This is a genomic window from Litoribacter populi (assembly GCF_007483685.1).
Lineage (GTDB): Bacteria > Bacteroidota > Bacteroidia > Cytophagales > Cyclobacteriaceae > Litoribacter > Litoribacter populi.
In genome coordinates, this window is sequence record NZ_VMKN01000001.1 from 807,311 (window position 1) to 825,932 (window position 18,622).

Consider the following 18,622-nt stretch of genomic DNA (forward strand, 5'->3'; position numbering starts at 1 on the left):
CCAAGTAACGATGAAATATATAAAATCAACAATATTAGGTCTAATGGTTTGGGCTTCCGTAGGTTGCGAAAGCGTACTGGAAACCACTCCTAAAGGGCTTTTGACTGACGAGCAGCTCAATACTGCTGAGGCAGTAGATGGTCTGGTAACTGCCGCTTATGCTTCTATGAAAGCGCATTTTCCAGGTCTTGATCCTACTTTTTTTCACCCTCCGACTAATTGGAGTTATAGAGACGTAAGATCCGACGACGCCTACAAAGGCGGTGGGGGGCCTGGGGATATCATTGAGTATAACCAGATGGAAACCTTTAATAACACCCCGGACATTTTCGTTTTCGAAAGAAAGTGGAGGGCATCCTATATCGCAATAGGAAATGTAAACAGTGCAATCCGGGCTTTGCAAAGAATCGATGAGGGAGCTTATCCCAATAAAGAGGTGAGAATTGCAGAGATGAGAGTTTTGAGAGGGCATTTTTATTTCGACCTCAAAAAGAATTTCTATTCTTTCCCATATATCGACGAAAGCCATACGTTTACCGATATTGGGAATGTAGCGAATGACCTTACTTCAGAGCAGCTTTGGGAATTGATTGAAGCGGATTTTGCCTATGGACTGGATATCCTTCCAACGGTACAAAATGAAGTGAATCGTGCGAATAAATTTGTAGCCCATGCTTATCTGGCCAAGGCCTATATTTTCCAGGAAAAGTGGCAGCAGGCTTCGGAGCAGGCATCAGAAGTGATTAATTCTGGCTTGTATAGCTTATTGGATGACTATGAAAAGCTTTATTCCATGCCTGAGTGGAACAATAGTCCTGAAGACATCTTCTCGATATCGTTTTCAGTAAGAGATGGCTCTGAGGCTGGTGTGATCAACTGGGGAGATTTGCTTACTTCACCTATGGGCCCTGCCTACGGTGGGGGTGACGGCTTTCATCGGCCTACCCAAAATTTGGTGAATGCCTTTAAAACGGACGAGAGAGGTTTGCCAATGTTTACCACGTTCAATAACAGTGAATTAACTGCAGACGATTTTGTGGACCCTCGTTTGGATCATGCCATTGGACGTCCAGGCATACCTTGGAAAGATTTTGAAGGAAGCGTATATGTTGAAAACTGGGCCAGATCTTCCAATGTTTATGGGCCTTACAGTAAAAAGAAAAATATCATTTCTCCAAATTCCTCCTACAGGGCAACTGCAGGTTTCCCATGGGCCCTTGGAGCAATGGATTTTCCTTTGATCAAGTTTACTGATGTGTTGCTGTGGAAAGCAGAAGCTTTAATTGAGCTTGGTAACACTACTGAGGCTATGATGTATGTTAACCAAATCAGGGAAAGAGCCGCGAATGCTCCGTTTGTCACTCAATTGGGCAGCGATGAATTGGCCGCAAACTATAGGATTGGATTGTATGAAGGCGGCGATTTTGCTGATCCTGTATTTGCTACCCAGGCTGTTAGGTTTGAGAGGAGACTTGAGCTTTGCCTAGAAGGTCACCGGTTTTATGACCTAGTGAGATGGGGAGTGGCAGATCAGGTGTTGAACACTTTCTTTACTGAAGAAAGAAACATCAGACCGCACCTGAATGCAGCTCAGTTTACACCAAACCGAAACGAATACCTTCCTGTGCCTCAAAGCGAAATTGATAGAAGCCAGGGAGTGTACACACAAAATCGTTTTTATAGATAATGGATGAAATAAGGGAGGTTGCGGGAAAAAAGTATTGCTATAACCTATTGACCTATTGTGAATTCCCGTGATTTCCCTTTTTTATCGTAAATTAAAGCATGATGAAGAAAATTATTAAAAATACCGTGCTTGGGCTCGTTGTTGCTACTTTGGGATTCGGGTGTTATCAATCCGAGCAGGATCAGATTTCCGAAGCTTCAGAAGAGGCTTTTCGTCCACGGTTTCACTTCACCCCTGAGGAAAACTGGATGAACGATCCAAATGGGATGGTCTACTATGATGGAGAATATCACCTTTTCTTCCAATACTATCCAGACAGTACAGTATGGGGACCAATGCACTGGGGACATGCTATCAGTACCGATTTGGTACATTGGGAGGAGCAGGAGGTGAAACTGTATCCGGATGACCTGGGGTTTATTTTCTCCGGAAGTGCTGTAGCTGATCACAACAATACTGCAGGTTTTAAATCAGGAGATGAAACACCCTTGGTGGCGATATTCACCCATCATCATGACGAAAAAGGTCAGGTGCAGAGCCTTGCTTATAGTAATGACAAGGGCAGAACTTGGGAGAAATATGAGGGGAATCCAGTATTACCAAATCCAGGAATGGCTGATTTCAGGGATCCAAAAGTTATGTGGCATGAGGAAAGTGAGAAATGGGTAATGGCTTTGGCTGTCAAGGATGTGATCCACTTGTACTCTTCCAAAGATCTAAAAGATTGGACCTTGGAAAGTGAATTTGGAGAGGGCATAGGAGCCAAGGGAGGCGTTTGGGAATGCCCGGATCTTTTTGAATTGAAAGGGGAAGATGGGGAGTCCAAATGGGTGATGTTTATTAGTATTAATCCAGGCGCGCCAAATGGAGGAAGCGGAACCCAATACTTCACTGGAGATTTTGATGGCACCACCTTTACTCCAGAACATCAGGAAGAGAAGTGGCTGGATTGGGGTACAGACAATTATGCCGGTGTTACATGGGCTAATGTTCCCGAAGAGGATGGTAGAAAGCTATTTATCGGCTGGATGAGCAATTGGACTTATGCCACTGTTACACCTACTGAAAGATGGAGAAGTGCCATGACTTTGGCTAGAGAACTTAGGCTTGTAAGTGACACAGGTGAAAATATTGTTGCCAATGTGCCAGTAAAGGAATTTTATGAATCTTTGGATGAGTTGAAAAGTGAAACTACACTAAAAAGAAACCAAGCCATTGAAATTCCCGGGGATAAGGGTTATGTAATTTCTTTGAAGGACCTTGGCCTTGGTGAAGCAACTGATGTTATCAGACTTAGCAATGAGGGCGGAGAGGAGCTGACTTTAAAAATTGACAATGCTAATCAAAAGGTATATCTGGATAGAAGCAAGTCCGGAAAAGTTGATTTCCATGATGAATTTTCCAATGTGCAGGAAATGCCGGTCAGAGGAAAATTAAATAAAATAAATATGGATATCGTGGTAGACGCCTCTTCAGTGGAGGTTTTTATCAATGATGGAGTATATGTGATGACAGCTCAGGTGTTTAATACAAAACCTTTTACTAAATTTGAGGTCCATTCAAGTGAAGAAGAGGTAGAGGAGTCAGGAATGGTAAGGATTTATGAAGCTCCGACCATAAGATAATAACGGCAAGGTGGACCTCTGTCCACCTTGTTTTTTATAGTTAAACATGAAGGTTTTCGGCGGCTTATTTTCAAAGTACATATTTCTTGTCGCAATTATAATGGGCATGTTAAGTTGCTCAGAGGATGAAGACAATCAGGATTTTCCGTATACAATCGGATTCTCCCAGCTTACCGGTGGGGATGTTTGGAGGCAGACGATGCATAAAGAAATGGAAGGGGAATTGCTTTTTTATCCTGGAGCTAGCCTAGTCATCCGTGATGCGGACTACAGCAACGAACAACAGATTGCAGATGTCGAGCAATTTATTAAAGACGAGGTTGATCTTCTTATCGTCTCTCCGAATGCCATTGAACCTATCACGCCAGCGGTGGAAAAAGCTTATCGCAAAGGCATACCCGTAATTCTTATTGACAGAAAAATAGACAGTGACCAATACACTTCTTACATAGGTGGGGACAATCTTGCCATAGGCGAAATAGCGGCCAATTATCTTGTGTCTTTGCTGGGCAGAAATGGAAGGGTGGTCCAGATTACCGGCGATCCAGCAGCTTCTGCAGCACAGGAAAGAAAGTACGGATTTGAACAAAAATTAAAGGAAATTTCTGGAATTGAAATAGTAGGAGAGGCCAATGGTTATTGGATAAAGGATGGTGCTGAAAAAGCCATGGAAATTCTAATATTGGAAAGTGAAGGTCCTTTTGACGCCGTTTATGCCCACAATGATGTGATGGCCAGAGCCGCAAAGAAAGTGTTGTCAAGCCATTCTGGGTATGAGCAAGTTAAAGTGCTCGGCGTTGATGGACTGCCTGGTCCAAATGGTGGTGTAGCAGCTGTTCTTAACGGAGAAATTGACGCCACATTTTTATACCCTACTGGTGGTGATTTGGCCATTAAAACAGCCATTGATATTCTTTCGAAGCAACCCTTTAAGAGAGAAAATATTCTACAGACAGCTGCTATCGACTCTACCAATGCCAGAGTACTTGCCTTGCAGTCAGAACAGCTATTTGGCCAGCAATCTAAGATTGAGCACCAAAACAAACTGATCAGTGAACAACTACTTCGCTTCAATGCCCAGCAAACAATTTTGCTTTTGATCGGTGCCTTACTAATCATTTTTCTCATCCTTTCACTGATCAGTGTCAAGGCCTACAGATCCAAATTAAAAGCTAATTTTAAACTTAATAGACAGAATCTGGCTATAGAAAAGCAGCGTAGAGAACTTGCCGAAAAACATGAAAAACTAATTGATCTGAACAACCGGCTTGAGGAAGTGACTAGAGCAAAAATGGCCTTTTTCTCCAATATTTCTCACGAATTTAAAACTCCACTGTCGCTGATCTTGAGTCCAGTGGAGAAGCTGCTTTCCAAACCAAACCTGTCCTATCAGGATAAGCAGACGTATCTGCTCGTATACAAACACGTAAATCTACTCCAGAGGCTAATCAACCAGCTTTTAGATTTCCGAAAGATCGAAGATGGAAAGATGTGTATGACTATCACTCCTGTTTCATTCTCATCATTTCTTCAAAATATATTTAATTCATTTTCGCATCATGCAAAGATGAAGAAGATCAATTATTCCTTCCGGGCTGACCTGAGGGAGGATCTTTTATGGTTGGATCAAGATAAAGTTGAAAAAGTTTTTTACAATCTTATTTTCAACGCCTTTAAATTTACAGATAAAGGAGGAACCATTTCAGTGGAAATTTCTGAAGACCAAGAAAATGTCCATATAGAAATTATGGACAATGGAGAAGGCATAGCTGATGTAGAAGCAGTATTTGAAAGATACTACCAGGTCAATTCTAGTGCCTTAGGAACGGGAATAGGACTTTCTCTCTGTAAGCAGTTTACCGAGATGCATAAAGGGAAAATACAGGCGGAAAGCCAAACCGATGTTGGTACTGTCTTTACCGTTAGCTTCCTCAAAGGCAAAGAACACTATAAGGGCATGGAAGGTGTAAATATCATGCAGAGTAACCTTCCAGAAAGTGAGGGTCTGCAGGAGTTATATGCAAAAAACTCACTTTTTGAGTACAGTGAAAAAGAAAGTGCAACACCACTTGTGGATGATGCTAAGCCAGTACTTTTATTAGTGGAGGACAATAACGACTTAAGAACCTACTTAAAAGGAAGCTTATCTAAGGATTTTAAAATCTTGGAAGCAACCAATGGTAGAGAAGCTTTATTGTTGCTGAATGGAGAGACTGCAGATATTATCCTTTCAGATGTTAAAATGCCGGAAATGGACGGCTTCCAGCTTTGTGAGTCAATCAAAAAAGATATTAATTTTAGCCATATTCCTTTGGTACTGCTTACGGCTAAGTCGGAGGCTGAAAGCAGGGAGATAGGCTTTGGCCTAGGTGCCGATTCCTATATCAGTAAGCCTTTTAACATGAACCTGGTATCTCTTCGACTTCGGAAAATGGTGGAGAACCGTGAAAAATGGAAGAAGTCTTTCCAGAACAATCTGCTTTTGACAGAGAAAAAGGAAGGTGAGGCGGAGAACCGAAAACTCTCCAAAACGGATGTTAACTTCCTCAACCAAATAATCGACATCCTTAACCAAAACCTGGACAATTCACAGTTCAGTGTGGAAGAGTTGTCCAATCTGGTTGGAATTTCCCGGATTCAGCTATATAGGAAGGTGAAAAGTCTTACCAATTATACCCCGAATGAATTCATAAAGACCTTCAGGCTCAAGAAAGCCAAAGAGCTGCTGGAAGAGAAAAACTACAACATCAATGAAATATCCATGGAGGTAGGTTTCAGTAATCCCTCATATTTTAGCAAATGTTTTAAGAAGCATTTTGGCTATACACCAAGTGAGGTGTAAAAGTAAACCGGCAAGGCTGTATGGTCCCTTGACCCTTCCGGTTACCTGAAGTTTTACTGTAGAAATGACGATTATCTATTGATGATAACTTTATAAGATTCCATAAAGGATTTTCCTCTTAATACCACCACATAAATACCTGCCTGTAGATGCTCCACGTTGATTACTTTTTGGCTGTGTTCAGAGGAATCTGAACTGATCAAGGTCCCGCTAGTGGAGTACAAGGAGAGTTCATATGCACCCAAATTTTCCGAAAGGTCTACCTGTAGAGTGGTGGATGCTGGATTCGGGTACACTTTTATATGCTTCCTAAGGTTTTCATTTTCTCTTACGCTGGTGATAATATCCTCTTCCCCGCTGCGAAACCCTGTGGGCAAATACCCAGGTTCACATACCTCTATGCCGGTAGGACTGCCAATTGCCTGCATGTCATATTGAGAGGCGTCCAAAATAACCACCTCGCCTTGGGTGACCAGCAAATCTACCAATTGGCTTGCCTCTGAGGGATAGCTTCGGGTGGAAATAACTAGCAGGTTGTCGATAAAGACTTCTACAATTGAGCGGTCAATGAATATTTCAAGGTTAATCTCTTCCTGATGGTCAAAAACATACTCAAAGGTTTTATAGGATCTGGAAGCTTCTCTCTCATGTGAATACCTAGTATCCAAAGCTATCTGATTCCTTTCCAAATCAAAGATGATGGAAGTATGTTGACTTCCATCCGCATTTTTAAGAAGCTGAAGAGCAAAACGAGAATTTTCTTCTGCTTTCACGGAGAAGATTAGGTTTGATTGGTTTCCTCCGAATTCAATCAGATTGTTTTCTGTATTCTCTTCAATAATACGATCTTCTATGGAAATCTCATTGGACCTTAGCCTACAAAGGTTAGGATGAGGGTAATGACCTATCTTATTGTCTTCAAGTAATCTGATAACTCTTGGTAAGGCAAATGCATGCCTCCAACCGGCCTTAAGCTGATCCGGTACATTCCTTGTTTCAGGGATTATTCCAATATAGTTAACCCTTCCCAACTCATCTGAACCTATTGCGGGAGCGAGCATATTGTCTCTTACAGGCTCAAGTAGCTGGGCTGATTCAGAATTGGGCACAAACTTTTCATTTTCAAATTTCCCGATCCAATACACCACATTTGCAGGTTTGTCTGGGAATAGCGGTGTTACCGATAGAATATAATCTCCTTCATCATTTATAGGATAAAACAGAGGCATTTCCCAAAAAAAGCCGGTTTCTTCTATATTAGGATTGCTGTATAAATCTGGGATTTTGGTCCAGTTAAGTAAATCCGTGCTTTTATAAGTAGGGATGGTTCCCCCGCCATTATTGGCCTGGCCGGAACCCACAATCATGTAATAAATGCCGTTATCCTCCCATAAGAAAGGATCCCTAAAATCCAGTAGTCCAGGAGGGCTTTGGGGAATGACAGGGTTTTCCGAATGCTTTTCCCATTCAATCAAGTCGTCATCATTAGGACGTGCCAAGCCTATAGCGGCTCTTCCGACATTTACCCCAGTATAAAAGATTACCGGTTCGTTGTTCTGATCCATGATAGTGGTACCTGACCAGATTCCAAAATCATCAAAGCCTGAAGAGGGAGCCAGTGCGATTTTTTCCTCCTGCCAATGCACCATGTCCGTGCTGGTCAGGTGGCCCCAATGCATAAAAAACAGGTAAGGTCCATTGGGGTTTTTCTGAAAAAACAAATGATATTTTCCATTGTAATAAGTGAGTCCATATGCCTCATTGGTCCAACTTGTGTTAGGCATAGGGTGAAATTGTGGCCTTAAATAATCATGTCCATGCCGCTCCGCGGGGTTGATGCTCAAATCCGCTTCAACTAGTTCCTGTTTATTGCTAAAGGTGAAGTGGTCGGCCAAGATATGCCCCCAGCCTCCGGTCTCTTGGTCCACAATCTCTATGTGGGCATTTGACCCCAGGAATTCCTCGACGGCCCATGTATCAAAGCGTAAATGTTCCGTATTATTTCCCGTGGCCGAGCGTACGGTATGTCCATCGATCACCAACCTGACCTCCGCTCTTCCTGGATGGTTTCCCCCACCTACCAAGAAGTTGATCAAGTCATATTGAATGGTGAAAGAAGGGGAGGTGAGTTTACCTGTGGAAGTATCCCCATTATGAAAGGAGTTGGCTAGCTGGCTACCCATGTATCCCGTCACAGGCATTTGGTCTGGCAAAGTGCCTGATGCAGGGCTAGCACCGAAGGCTGTGCCTTCTACTGCCCAATCTCCATAGTCCTCCCTTTCAAAATCCTCAAAAATTATTTCTTCCTGTGGAGCAGGAGCAAATCTGGTATAGTTTTCCAGAGCTTCTGCTGCTGTCAGCGCTACGTTATAGATTTTAAGATCATCAATAGCACCGTTAAGTGTGTTGATGTTAAAGCCTTCAATTGTGGCGGATGAATTGTGTTGCCCAATCCGCATCGGAACATTGGCAAAAGTGATGTTGCCCGCCTCTTCTAAAGGAAGGGATTTCCACAAAGTCCCGTTTACAAATATCTGGGCATTTTGTGTGGAGAGGTCAATAGTTGCCATGATGTGGTTCCAGGCATATTTCTGAATCATCTGGGATGTGGCTATAGTGTGCTTGTTGCCATTGGCAAAAAAATCCAAAATGACATTTCCATAGGGGCCTATTTTCAGGGCAAATCCTGAACCTTGGTCTATTTGGCTAATGATAGCCCCGCCCTCAATTGGGTTCCTGTCCAGATCTGTAGAAGGACTGAAAGCCTCAGTGGCGTACCAGGCTTCAATGGTCATCTGGTTGGTGACACTATTTATAGTATGTTCTTTTTCAACATAAGTGGAATAACCATCAAACCTCAAGGCATTGCCTTGAAGACCAGGGATTCTTGGTGGGGAAGAAAAAAGGTTATGTATGGGGAACTGTTGGTTGCCAAATTCCTCCTGAGCAAAAGGGACACCAGGCTCTTCATCAAACCTAAAGTGCATAAAAGGAGGATCTGCCGCTTCGGCAATTTCAATACATAAAATGAAAAACAAGAAAAGGAGCCGGGCAAAACCCGGTCCTTTTACTTTTTCATACCCAAATATATTTTTAATCTTCGTATAAACCATCGAGGTAGTTGATAGCGTTCTGAGTTAATTGCTTGATATTATCTACATATTCATTTGGCGAACCGTCCTGAGTTTCCCACTCATAACCTATGATAGTGTTTGCGAAAACCAAGATGTTGCCTTGGAAGTCTGTAGGCACATTAGAATGCAAGTCAGCATGTGTGTCCTGATCGGTTCTTCCGAACTCAATAGCTGCAAATCCAAAGTAATCTTCCACATGTCTCAGCGTGGCAAGCTTTACTGCCTTCAATTGCTCTTCAAAGTTGGTTACCATCTCGATTTCACCACAGCACTCTCCACCTGCAGGACCAGTGGCCCACCACACTAGACGAACTTCTCTTGTAGGCGAGTTATTCAAATAAACACGGTTGTTTTCAGTCAGAAGCCCTGAAAAAATAGGGTGTCCCGTCCTGTCGGCTGAAGTTGCGCTTGGCACTACACTAAAGCCCCATCTGTCATCAGGAGATTTATCTTCCTCAACTCCGGCAGCAGCGTTAGTTTCTGTAAAGGCAAATGAGGATGGTACTCGATTGATGTTGAATACATATTGTGATGCATCACCTGCCAATAACATCTGCCCTCCATTGCGAACAAAGTTTGAAATAGCTTCGGAAACTCGATTATCACTCATTGAACCCAAATTAACATTGTTGCCCACTTCTAACTGGTAATAGAAGATTACTCTTACGTTGCTAAGGGAACTTTCATTGATGCCAGATGCTGGAAGATAGACAAAATCATCCCCGTAGGTTTCTTGCATCCAGTTAGCAGCGGCTCTGGCATCCTCCTCCAGATCGTTGATAGTCGCAGCTTTTCCCACGAAAGCATATGGTGCCGTATAAAATGCCGAAACAGTATAAACCTCAGACGTTTCTCTACCCTCAGCGCCTCTTCCAATAACAGTGATTTGAAGGGGGTTGGAAAGGTCTACAGAAGTATGAGAGGCGGGATTTACACTGGCTCCTTCAGGAACTTCTGCTTCATACTGAACCGCACTAAGAGCTGTACCACTTGGCACATAAACAGTAACTGTATTTTCGTCATGATTGATTTCCCCGGACGCTTCCACAGGTGCAATTATTCGAAAGCTCTGTAACTCAGCGCTCACTGGTGATGGATCAGTGTCTTCTGAGCAGCCGCTAAATATTGCTAAAAAGAGCAACATGATAGGTAGTAGGGGGTTAGTAATAAATTTTCTCATAGTTTTTAATTGTTAATTGTTGGACTGATTATTTTGGTTAGATATAAATATTTTCTCCAAGGGATGAACTGATGGCTCATCCGTTGCGGATTAAATATTTTAAAGAGTGTAATTGAAGAGAATAAAAGTCTTACGCTTTCGACAAAGAGCGAAAAGGCCAAGAGTTTTAGAAAGTCCGCCTTTAACTTCGGCTTAAAGCAAGGAGACAAACTACTCCTTATAGAAGAAGTAAAAATTGATAGCATTTTGCATTTGGGTTATTGTTAAACCCAATCTAAGGTCAGCTAAAAGAATCTGATGTTACTCTTGTATCGAAATCCTGTAAAAATGTAACAATAGGTTGTATAGGTCGAGGAGGACAATATTTTGGATGGTTTTGTTTTATATTATCGCGCAGATTTTAAATGAAAAATTACAATCAATAATGATTATGATCTCTAGGGTACAGCCAATTAAACAATACTTCTTAGGAATTTGATCTTAAAGGGTTAAAAATAAGTTTAAGTGCAATTTTTTGATTATAAAATTGGATTTACCCGGTTTATTGTGGATATTAAAGGCTATGAATTTTTCAGAGCTCTTTCAACATTTTTTAGCTACCGATCAGGAGAGTCCCATCTTGGCAAGCGGATATAGGAAACTGGACCAATTGGCCATTGGGGGATTCAAGGATGAATTGGTGGTAATCGGCGGTAGACCGACCCACGGGAAAACTGCCTTGATGCTGAATCTAATTCTACGCTTTTCCTATATGCAGCAACAGAAGGGTTTTGTCGTGATGCCTATGGCAAACAGCGAGTATTTTGCACGGCAGATGTTTTCCTTGATTACTGGGAGGGAAGAAGATGTGAATGCCCTGCCAGAAGACTTGGCTCTTGACGGCATGAGTGACCTAAAAGACATGTTGAAAAACAGGTTAAAAGTACTTCATCGTTCCGCAAACCTCAAAGAAGTGCTGACAATGGCCAAAAGCTGGAATGCATCATATGTGATGTTGGATGATTTTTTCCAGGTTATTGACTTTTTATATGGTTACAAGTTATACCATGAATCTTTAAAAATGGTGCACAGCTTTGCAAAAGAAACCCAAATCCCGGTATTTATAGGCCTTATGAGTGCAAGTTCAGTCGATAAACGTGGTGGGGATCGCATGCCTGAGTTAGTAGACCTTTTTCGTTCCGATATCCTCTGCCAATATGCCCATAAAGTAATACAGCTTTATCGTCCTATGGCTTATGGGATTGAGTGGAATATGGAGGGTGAGCCCACAGACAATTTGGTGAACCTTGATCTTCAAAAAAACAGCATAGGCAAAACCGGAATGCTCAGCTTCGAAATCCAGCCATCAGGTCGCTGGGAGGAAAGATCTATCTAAAACCTCTCATTTTTCTAAATAATCTTTATTTCGTGATAATTTTTTTTACCAGTTATAATTTCTGTATAACTCTTTTATTTCGAGCAAATTACCTTTAGATAGCGAAGTTAAATTTAAGTCAGGATCAACTAATTATAATAAGAATTGTTTTATGAAAAGGAAATTAATATTAGATTTGGTCTAATAATTGTATTTTAGTGTTTGAATAAATCAATTTTTATATGAAAAAATTCTACTTACTCCCATTATTTGCGATTGCCTTTTTAATTTCTTCTTGTACAGAGTTTCCCGACATTGCTCCAAGCGCCAATATTGTTGGAACAGATGATACTGAAATTGAGGCCTATTTCCTTGATATCGATGATATGATCGAGGTGATTCTCTCCGAAAACACGATTGCCAGCAACGGTGTCGATGTGCTTTTGGATGACCCAAGAATGGTCAACGCAAACATTTATTTGGAAACTCCCGAAACAAGCACGCCAGCCATTGTAATCGTGGATTTCGGTGAGGGCACTGCTGATGTTAAAGGTAACATCCGGACCGGAAGGCTTCATTTGGAAGTTTCAACCTTGGAAGAATACTCTAACAACACAGGCAGGTTGACCATTGAAAATTATTCCATCAACGGTGTTCGTATCGAAGGTAATTTGTTGGCTGAACATGAGGTAGATGTGGAAGCGAAGACATTGTTTTCTTATGTGGAATACTCGGGACGTGTAACTTGGCCTGATGGAACCTCTGCTACCAGAAACTCCCAAGCGATCAAAGACTTGTCTTGGGCTCCAGAAAACCCAGTGACTTGGATACAGAATGGCAATGCTAATGGCGTTGGTAGATCTGGGGTGGGTTATTATACCGTAATTACAGAGGGGCTACTTTTTGAAAGAGAGTGCTTGCAAGCAGGAAATTATACTCCAACTTCAGGAAAGAAGAGGACTATTGGTAGACACCTGGAAGCAAATATTGACTTCGGAAACGGTACCTGCGACAATGAGGTGATGATCACCATCGAGGAGGATCGCACATATGCTCACACTTTTACTTTTGAAGGCTTGAGATAAATTAGCAATTCAATTTTGGAATATGAAAAGCCCTGGATTTTAGATCCAGGGCTTTTTTCTTTTAGTAAACTTATCTCCCTTCCGGATGCTTTTTAAACTCCTCAAGCTGAACCTCTGCACCTTTGATCATCCGGTGCTGGTTGGCAAGGATTTCCTTGATATATGCAGGTGGATCGGCTTTCAATGCTTTTTCATAATTCTCAGAAGCTTGCTTATCGGCTTTTTTACAGTCTTCTATGATTTTTTTAGTGTCACTGCCGTTCAGTCCTGCTTTGAAATTCATCCACAACCTTTGAACCTCATGAGATAAGTCTGTGTGCTCGTTTTCTTCCCCTCCAAGTTCCCTTATGCATTTTTTGAGTTCCTCTTTGAATAGAGCCCTCTGTTGAGAGAGTCGATAAAAAATTGTACTCAGCTCCCCTTCTTCCAAATGGTCAGCGGCGTCCTTGTAACCCTTAATGGAATCCTCGTTGGTTTGGAGGAGGTCATGAAGGTGTTTCAAAATCTCGTTGTTTTTATTATGCATATTAATGGTAGTTTAATTAGTAGTATTAAGTATAACACGCTTAAATGCCAGTTGTTTACATGATTATACTTATCTATAAGTGTGCTTAAACTCATTTTGTTTGGTGTTTTAATTTAAATCGAACATTCCCTGCGATAGATCGAAGTTTATTCCGTATAATTTTATATTTTGAGGTGATGTTAACAGGATATTGGTCGTTTTTAACTATAAAATAGATTTATGGTAGTTGGAGTTTTAAAAGAACCGGCTGGGGAAGCACGGGTAGCCCTTTTGCCGGAAGCGGTTAAAAGTCTCGTCTCTTGGGGGGTGTTGGTATATGTGGAGCATGGGGCAGGAGTGAATTCATATTCTTCAGACGTATTATTTCAAGAAGCAGGTGCTGAGGTCAAAACCCGTCAGGAGATCCTGGGTGAATGTGATATGGTGTTGGGAATACACCCACCTGGAATTGGGGAAATAGACACGATGAAATCTGACGCGGTTTTATTAGGTCAGTTTAATGCACTTTTCAACCAAGAGCTAACCCAGCATCTTATCCAGAATAACCGTACAGCCTTCAGTATGGAGTTGGTACCCCGTACCACGCGTGCCCAGTCGATGGATGTACTTTCTTCCATGGCCACTGTTTTGGGATACAAGGCTGTGCTTATGGCTGCTAATCTTCTTCCCAGGTTTTTTCCGATGTTCATGACAGCCGCTGGAAGCATCTCCCCCGCCAGGGTTTTAATTTTGGGAGCCGGAGTGGCGGGGCTTCAGGCTATTGCTACTTCCAGAAGACTTGGGGCAGCCGTTTTCGCATTTGATGTGCGTACTGCTGCCAAAGAAGAGGTGCTTTCCTTGGGTGCAAAATTCGTGGAAGTGGAAGGAGCCAAAGAAGATAAGGGAGCTGGGGGGTATGCCGTTGAGCAGAATGAGGATTTCCTTAAGCGCCAAAAAGACGCCATACATGAACAAGCATCCAAATCAGACATCATCATCACCACTGCACAGATTCCTGGGAAAAGAGCTCCCTTATTGGTGGAGGAGCGGACGGTGATGGCAATGAAGCCAGGTTCGGTGATCATAGACCTTGCTGCATCATCGGGGGGGAACTGTGCCCTTACCAAACCCGCCCAAACCGTGGAGATTAACGGGGTGCGGATTGTAGGAGTGGACAATTTAGCAGCCACCCTCCCCCAGGATGCCAGCAAAATGTATGGCAAAAACTACCTCAATTTTCTCAAGCTTATTATTAAGGATGGCCAACTCAATCTCAATTTCGAGGATGATATCGTCAAGGGCACCTGTGTATGTCATCAGGGCGAAGCTGTCAGTCCAAGAATCGCCCAACTCATAAATATATAACCATGGAGCAAATCTTACTTTATCTTTCCGCCAACATGGAAATGATCTACTTCCTTCTGCTTGCAATCCTGCTAGGGGTGGAGGTGATTTCCAATGTCCCGGCAATTTTACACACCCCACTCATGTCTGGTGCAAACGCTATTCACGGAGTAGTGGTAGTTGGTGCCATTATAGTGATGTTACATGCCTCTCCTGACAATTATGCGGCTCTTTCTATTGGTTTCCTAGCCGTGGTGATGGGGATGCTGAATGTGGTAGGGGGATTTGTGGTTACGGACAGAATGTTGGAGATGTTCAAGAAAAAACCTAAGAAGTCATGATGAGCCTGCCTATATTGGAAATCACCTATCTGGTGGCCTCCCTGACCTTTGTGATAGGGCTGAAAATGCTAAGTCACCCTGATTCCGCCCGTAGGGGTAACCTGATCGCTGCAGCGGGGATGCTATTGGCCATACTAGCCACCTTGTTTTTGTATCAAAGCTATGACCCAAATAAGCTTTTCAACTACGGGTTGATCCTGCTGGGGCTTGCCCTGGGAACCTTGATAGGTACTGTTATGGCCAAAAGAGTTCAGATGACCGCTATGCCCCAGATGGTTTCCTTCTTCAACGGTATGGGAGGAGCCTGCGCGGCCCTTATTGCTATTATTGAATATCAACAGCACCCTATTGCAACCGCAGGATTTGATGGGGCGCTTTTGGTAATGTTGCTTGGCTTGGTAATTGGAAGTGTTTCATTTAGTGGTTCCATGATTGCCTATGGTAAACTGGAAGGAAAGATCAAAGATAAAACCTTGCCGTTCAATCAGGCGGGCAACATGATGCTTCTTTTAGTAATTGTAGGACTTATCATTTATCAGCTTTTTGGAACGGCCTATCCAGTGTTATTTTATGGTCTATTCGTGATCGCTCTTGTTTATGGGGTTTTGTTTGTGATGCCAATCGGAGGGGCGGATATGCCTGTGGTAATTTCTCTTCTAAACTCCTTTACGGGTATGGCGGCTGCTTTTGGTGGTTTCCTTTACGGTAACAAGGCCATGCTTACAGGCGGGATCCTTGTAGGGTCGGCAGGCACGATCTTAACCATATTGATGTGTAAGGCAATGAACCGCTCTCTTACCAATGTACTTCTTGGAGCTTTTGGTTCTGCTGGAGGTGGCGGGGGAAAAGCTGCAGAAGGGGATCAAACTGTAAGAGAGATCAGTATACCAGATATGGCTGTGCTATTGTCTTACTCCCAAAATATCGTAATCGTACCCGGTTATGGGCTTGCTGTTGCCCAAGCCCAACATATCTGCCATCAGTTGGAGAAGTTGCTGGAAGAAAAAGGTGTGGAAGTAAACTATGCCATCCACCCTGTGGCAGGAAGGATGCCGGGACATATGAACGTGCTGCTGGCCGAAGCCGATGTGCCTTATGAGCGCATGCAGGAGATGGATGACATCAATCCCCGCCTGGCCAATACCGACGTGGTGGTAGTGATAGGTGCAAATGATGTGGTGAATCCGGCTGCAAAAAATGACTCAACTTCCCCGATCTATGGTATGCCCATTTTAGAAGTGGACAAGGCCAAAACAGTGGTTATTCTCAAAAGAGGCATGGCGGCTGGGTATGCTGGTATAGAGAACGAACTGTTTTTCTATCCCAAGACCAGAATGCTCTTTGGTGATGCCAAGGACAGTCTTCAAAAGTTGGCGAGCGAAGTGAAAATGGTGTGACAATTGAACAGGCAAAGGTTGGAATTAACGATCAGCCTTTCAAGTGAAAAAACTACTTACCGAAATCAGGTCATGCAGTGTTTGTGAAAGCCATCTACCCTTAGGTCCGAGGCCGGTTTTGAGTATCAGCCCTCTCAGCAAAATCTTAATTGTCGGACAATCCCCAGGTACCAAGGTTCATGCCTCTGGGATTCCTTGGGACGATGCCAGTGGCAAAGAATTGAGAAGATGGCTAGGGGTAGGGGGTGAAGAATTTTACGACTCAAGCATATTTGGAATCTTGCCCATGGGGCTATGCTATCCGGGACGGGGCAGGGGAGGCGATCTACCTCCCCGGCCTGAATGTGCCCCGTTGTGGCATGGCAAAGTTCTGGAGAAAATGCCCCAGGTTCAGCTTACCCTTCTAATCGGTGCTTATGCCCAAAAGTTTTATTTGGGAAAATCTGCTAAAAAGACCCTTACAGACACGGTCAGGAATTTTGAGGAATACCTTCCCAGATATTTCCCATTGGTCCACCCCTCCCCCAGAAATTTAATCTGGCGCAAAAAGAACCCCTGGTTTGAATCAGATGTGCTGCCACTGTTGAAGGAAATGGTTCGTCAGATACTCTCCGAGATTATTTAGGAATTGGCTTGGGCACAAGGGTTCAAGGTTCCGTCAGGTCTTATTAAAATCGATCTCATTTCCATAAATACTATATTGTTTTCCGTAACACGGGGGTAAGTAGCTAAATACATATAACCAGTTTCAATAGGAAAAGCCGTCCAGCCCGTTGAGTTATGCCCGCTCAGTATATTTTCACTTTTCCAGATCCATTTCAAATGTCCGGTATTGTCAGCTAGAGCAGCAATAGGACGTCTGGATTCATTCCCGGCGATAAGAACCTCACCATTTTCCAAAACAGCAATGTCCGACATCCAAAGTAGTGGAAGACTTCCGTATTGATCCTCTTCAGATAGTTGATAATCTCCTTCAAAAACCACATTGCCATCAGTGGAGATCTTCTTCAATGAAAAACTTCTTCCATTATTATCTCTAATTCCAATAATCATATCGTTGTTTGAATATAGATCAATAACGCTGGGTGAATAATTATCTGCGTATGGGACTTCCCAAATTGTATTGAGGCTTGAATCTGTCTTGCTTAGCAAAAATTGATTATCAGATCTGTATTTTATTATTAAATCATTTTCACTGTCAAATTTTGCCTGTAGAATATTCTTTTCCAAAATAGTCTCCTGAATCTCATTCCCTCGATTATCTATTTTGACCAGGTAGTAAGAATTAGTTTGCGTGCTAAATAAAAACAAATAAGCCTCCCCATTGTCGTTTACAGTTAAGGCTTGTATCCTTCTTAATGAAGTCTGGTGTTCCCACAGTTGGTTTCCATCCCGATCTAGCTTAAATACCTTGGTTACATTGTCTTGAATGCCGGCTACATAGATTTGGTCATTTCTTACACTCAAACTCCAAGGATACCCTTCTCCAAAACTTGTCACCCAGGCCACATGCCCTTCGTTGTTGAACTTTATAACCTGAAACTCGTCGTCTTGCTCCTTGAGCATAACATACCCGTCATGAGTTTTTTCCTTTATAACATTGTAAGAACCATAACTTACATCTGTCCAAGGCTCGATGGTAGTAATGTATTCATCTAAACGGGCATTTTCGACCAAAATAGATTGAGAGGTTGATCCAATCACAAAATCCGGTCTTGCAGTAATCGTAACTTCAGTGGAGCTGGGAATATCGCTAGGGGCTAAGTATTGGCCATTTTCATTTACCGATCCAATTGGTGGGCTGAGTTCATACTTGATTCTGCTTGGGCTGACTACCGAATCACCTAAAGTTAGGGTCAAGGTGGTGATGTCATCCAGACAGACCGCCTGCTTGTCCATTTTAAGCTCCATGCCTTCAGTGACCACTGGTCTGTCGTCGGTGGGCTCGCATGCCATAGTGGCAATTGCCAATACACAAAAAACTAATAATGATTTCTTCATAGGTAAAGGGGTTGTCAATGTCAAAAAGAGACTAAGCAAAACTAAAAGTAATGATAATAAAAAAAAACGATTAATTCCTTCTTTTTTTTTAAAAGGGCAGGGCTATAGGCGTTTTACGCTTCCAAAC

Annotated in this window: 13 protein-coding genes; 9 read left to right on the forward strand and 4 right to left on the reverse strand. The window is 42.6% G+C overall.

Annotation, left to right across the window (positions count from 1 at the left end; translation table 11 throughout):
* Positions 1-10 precede the first annotated feature (10 nt).
* The 3 genes from FPL27_RS03485 to FPL27_RS03495 all read left to right on the forward strand — a co-directional run bounded on the left by FPL27_RS03485 (position 11) and on the right by FPL27_RS03495 (position 6,154).
* A complete protein-coding gene (locus FPL27_RS03485) occupies positions 11-1,687 on the forward strand; it encodes a RagB/SusD family nutrient uptake outer membrane protein (RefSeq protein ID WP_143959765.1) in 1,677 nt (558 codons plus the stop codon).
* 98 nt (positions 1,688-1,785) lie between these two features.
* Positions 1,786-3,312, forward strand: a complete 1,527-nt coding sequence (locus FPL27_RS03490) for a glycoside hydrolase family 32 protein (protein ID WP_235893359.1) — start codon at positions 1,786-1,788, stop codon at positions 3,310-3,312.
* Between the two features lie 106 nt (positions 3,313-3,418).
* On the forward strand, positions 3,419-6,154 hold the full coding sequence (locus tag FPL27_RS03495) for a hybrid sensor histidine kinase/response regulator transcription factor (protein ID WP_185974289.1): 2,736 nt from the start codon (positions 3,419-3,421) through the stop codon (positions 6,152-6,154).
* Between the two features lie 71 nt (positions 6,155-6,225).
* Here FPL27_RS03495 and FPL27_RS03500 read toward each other — a convergent pair whose 3' ends face one another.
* The gene (locus FPL27_RS03500) at positions 6,226-9,267 is read right to left on the reverse strand and encodes a GH32 C-terminal domain-containing protein (protein WP_143959767.1); all 3,042 of its coding nucleotides are present in this window, start codon (positions 9,265-9,267) and stop codon (positions 6,226-6,228) included.
* Positions 9,248-10,468, reverse strand: coding sequence for a DUF4960 domain-containing protein (locus tag FPL27_RS03505; RefSeq protein WP_235893360.1), 1,221 nt, complete (start codon positions 10,466-10,468; stop codon positions 9,248-9,250). Before FPL27_RS03505 ends, FPL27_RS03500 begins: the two co-directional genes overlap by 20 nt.
* A gap of 562 nt (positions 10,469-11,030) precedes the next feature.
* Between FPL27_RS03505 and FPL27_RS03510 the strand changes: the two genes are divergently transcribed.
* Complete coding sequence (locus tag FPL27_RS03510; protein ID WP_143959768.1) at positions 11,031-11,843, forward strand: DnaB-like helicase C-terminal domain-containing protein; 813 nt, start codon at positions 11,031-11,033, stop codon at positions 11,841-11,843.
* A 221-nt stretch (positions 11,844-12,064) separates the two neighbouring features.
* Complete coding sequence (locus FPL27_RS03515; protein ID WP_143959769.1) at positions 12,065-12,907, forward strand: hypothetical protein; 843 nt, start codon at positions 12,065-12,067, stop codon at positions 12,905-12,907.
* A gap of 70 nt (positions 12,908-12,977) precedes the next feature.
* On the opposite strand, the gene FPL27_RS03520 is transcribed toward FPL27_RS03515, so the two are convergent.
* Positions 12,978-13,433: a PA2169 family four-helix-bundle protein gene (locus FPL27_RS03520; protein ID WP_143959770.1), complete on the reverse strand. Its 456-nt coding sequence runs from the start codon at positions 13,431-13,433 to the stop codon at positions 12,978-12,980.
* Positions 13,434-13,652: 219 nt separating this feature from the next.
* Between FPL27_RS03520 and FPL27_RS03525 the strand changes: the two genes are divergently transcribed.
* From FPL27_RS03525 to FPL27_RS03540, 4 genes are read left to right on the forward strand one after another with little or no spacing between them, the layout of a single operon-like run.
* Positions 13,653-14,777, forward strand: coding sequence for a Re/Si-specific NAD(P)(+) transhydrogenase subunit alpha (locus FPL27_RS03525; protein ID WP_143959771.1), 1,125 nt, complete (start codon positions 13,653-13,655; stop codon positions 14,775-14,777).
* A 2-nt stretch (positions 14,778-14,779) separates the two neighbouring features.
* Positions 14,780-15,097: an NAD(P) transhydrogenase subunit alpha gene (locus FPL27_RS03530; protein ID WP_143959772.1), complete on the forward strand. Its 318-nt coding sequence runs from the start codon at positions 14,780-14,782 to the stop codon at positions 15,095-15,097.
* Complete coding sequence (locus tag FPL27_RS03535) at positions 15,097-16,494, forward strand: NAD(P)(+) transhydrogenase (Re/Si-specific) subunit beta (RefSeq protein ID WP_143962075.1); 1,398 nt, start codon at positions 15,097-15,099, stop codon at positions 16,492-16,494. The genes FPL27_RS03530 and FPL27_RS03535 overlap by 1 nt, the downstream gene beginning before the upstream one ends.
* Before the next feature lie 43 nt (positions 16,495-16,537).
* Complete coding sequence (locus FPL27_RS03540; protein ID WP_143959773.1) at positions 16,538-17,119, forward strand: uracil-DNA glycosylase family protein; 582 nt, start codon at positions 16,538-16,540, stop codon at positions 17,117-17,119.
* On the opposite strand, the gene FPL27_RS03545 is transcribed toward FPL27_RS03540, so the two are convergent.
* Complete coding sequence (locus tag FPL27_RS03545; protein ID WP_143959774.1) at positions 17,116-18,495, reverse strand: hypothetical protein; 1,380 nt, start codon at positions 18,493-18,495, stop codon at positions 17,116-17,118. The two genes, FPL27_RS03540 and FPL27_RS03545, sit on opposite strands and share 4 nt — an antisense overlap.
* Between the last annotated feature and the right edge of the window lie 127 nt (positions 18,496-18,622).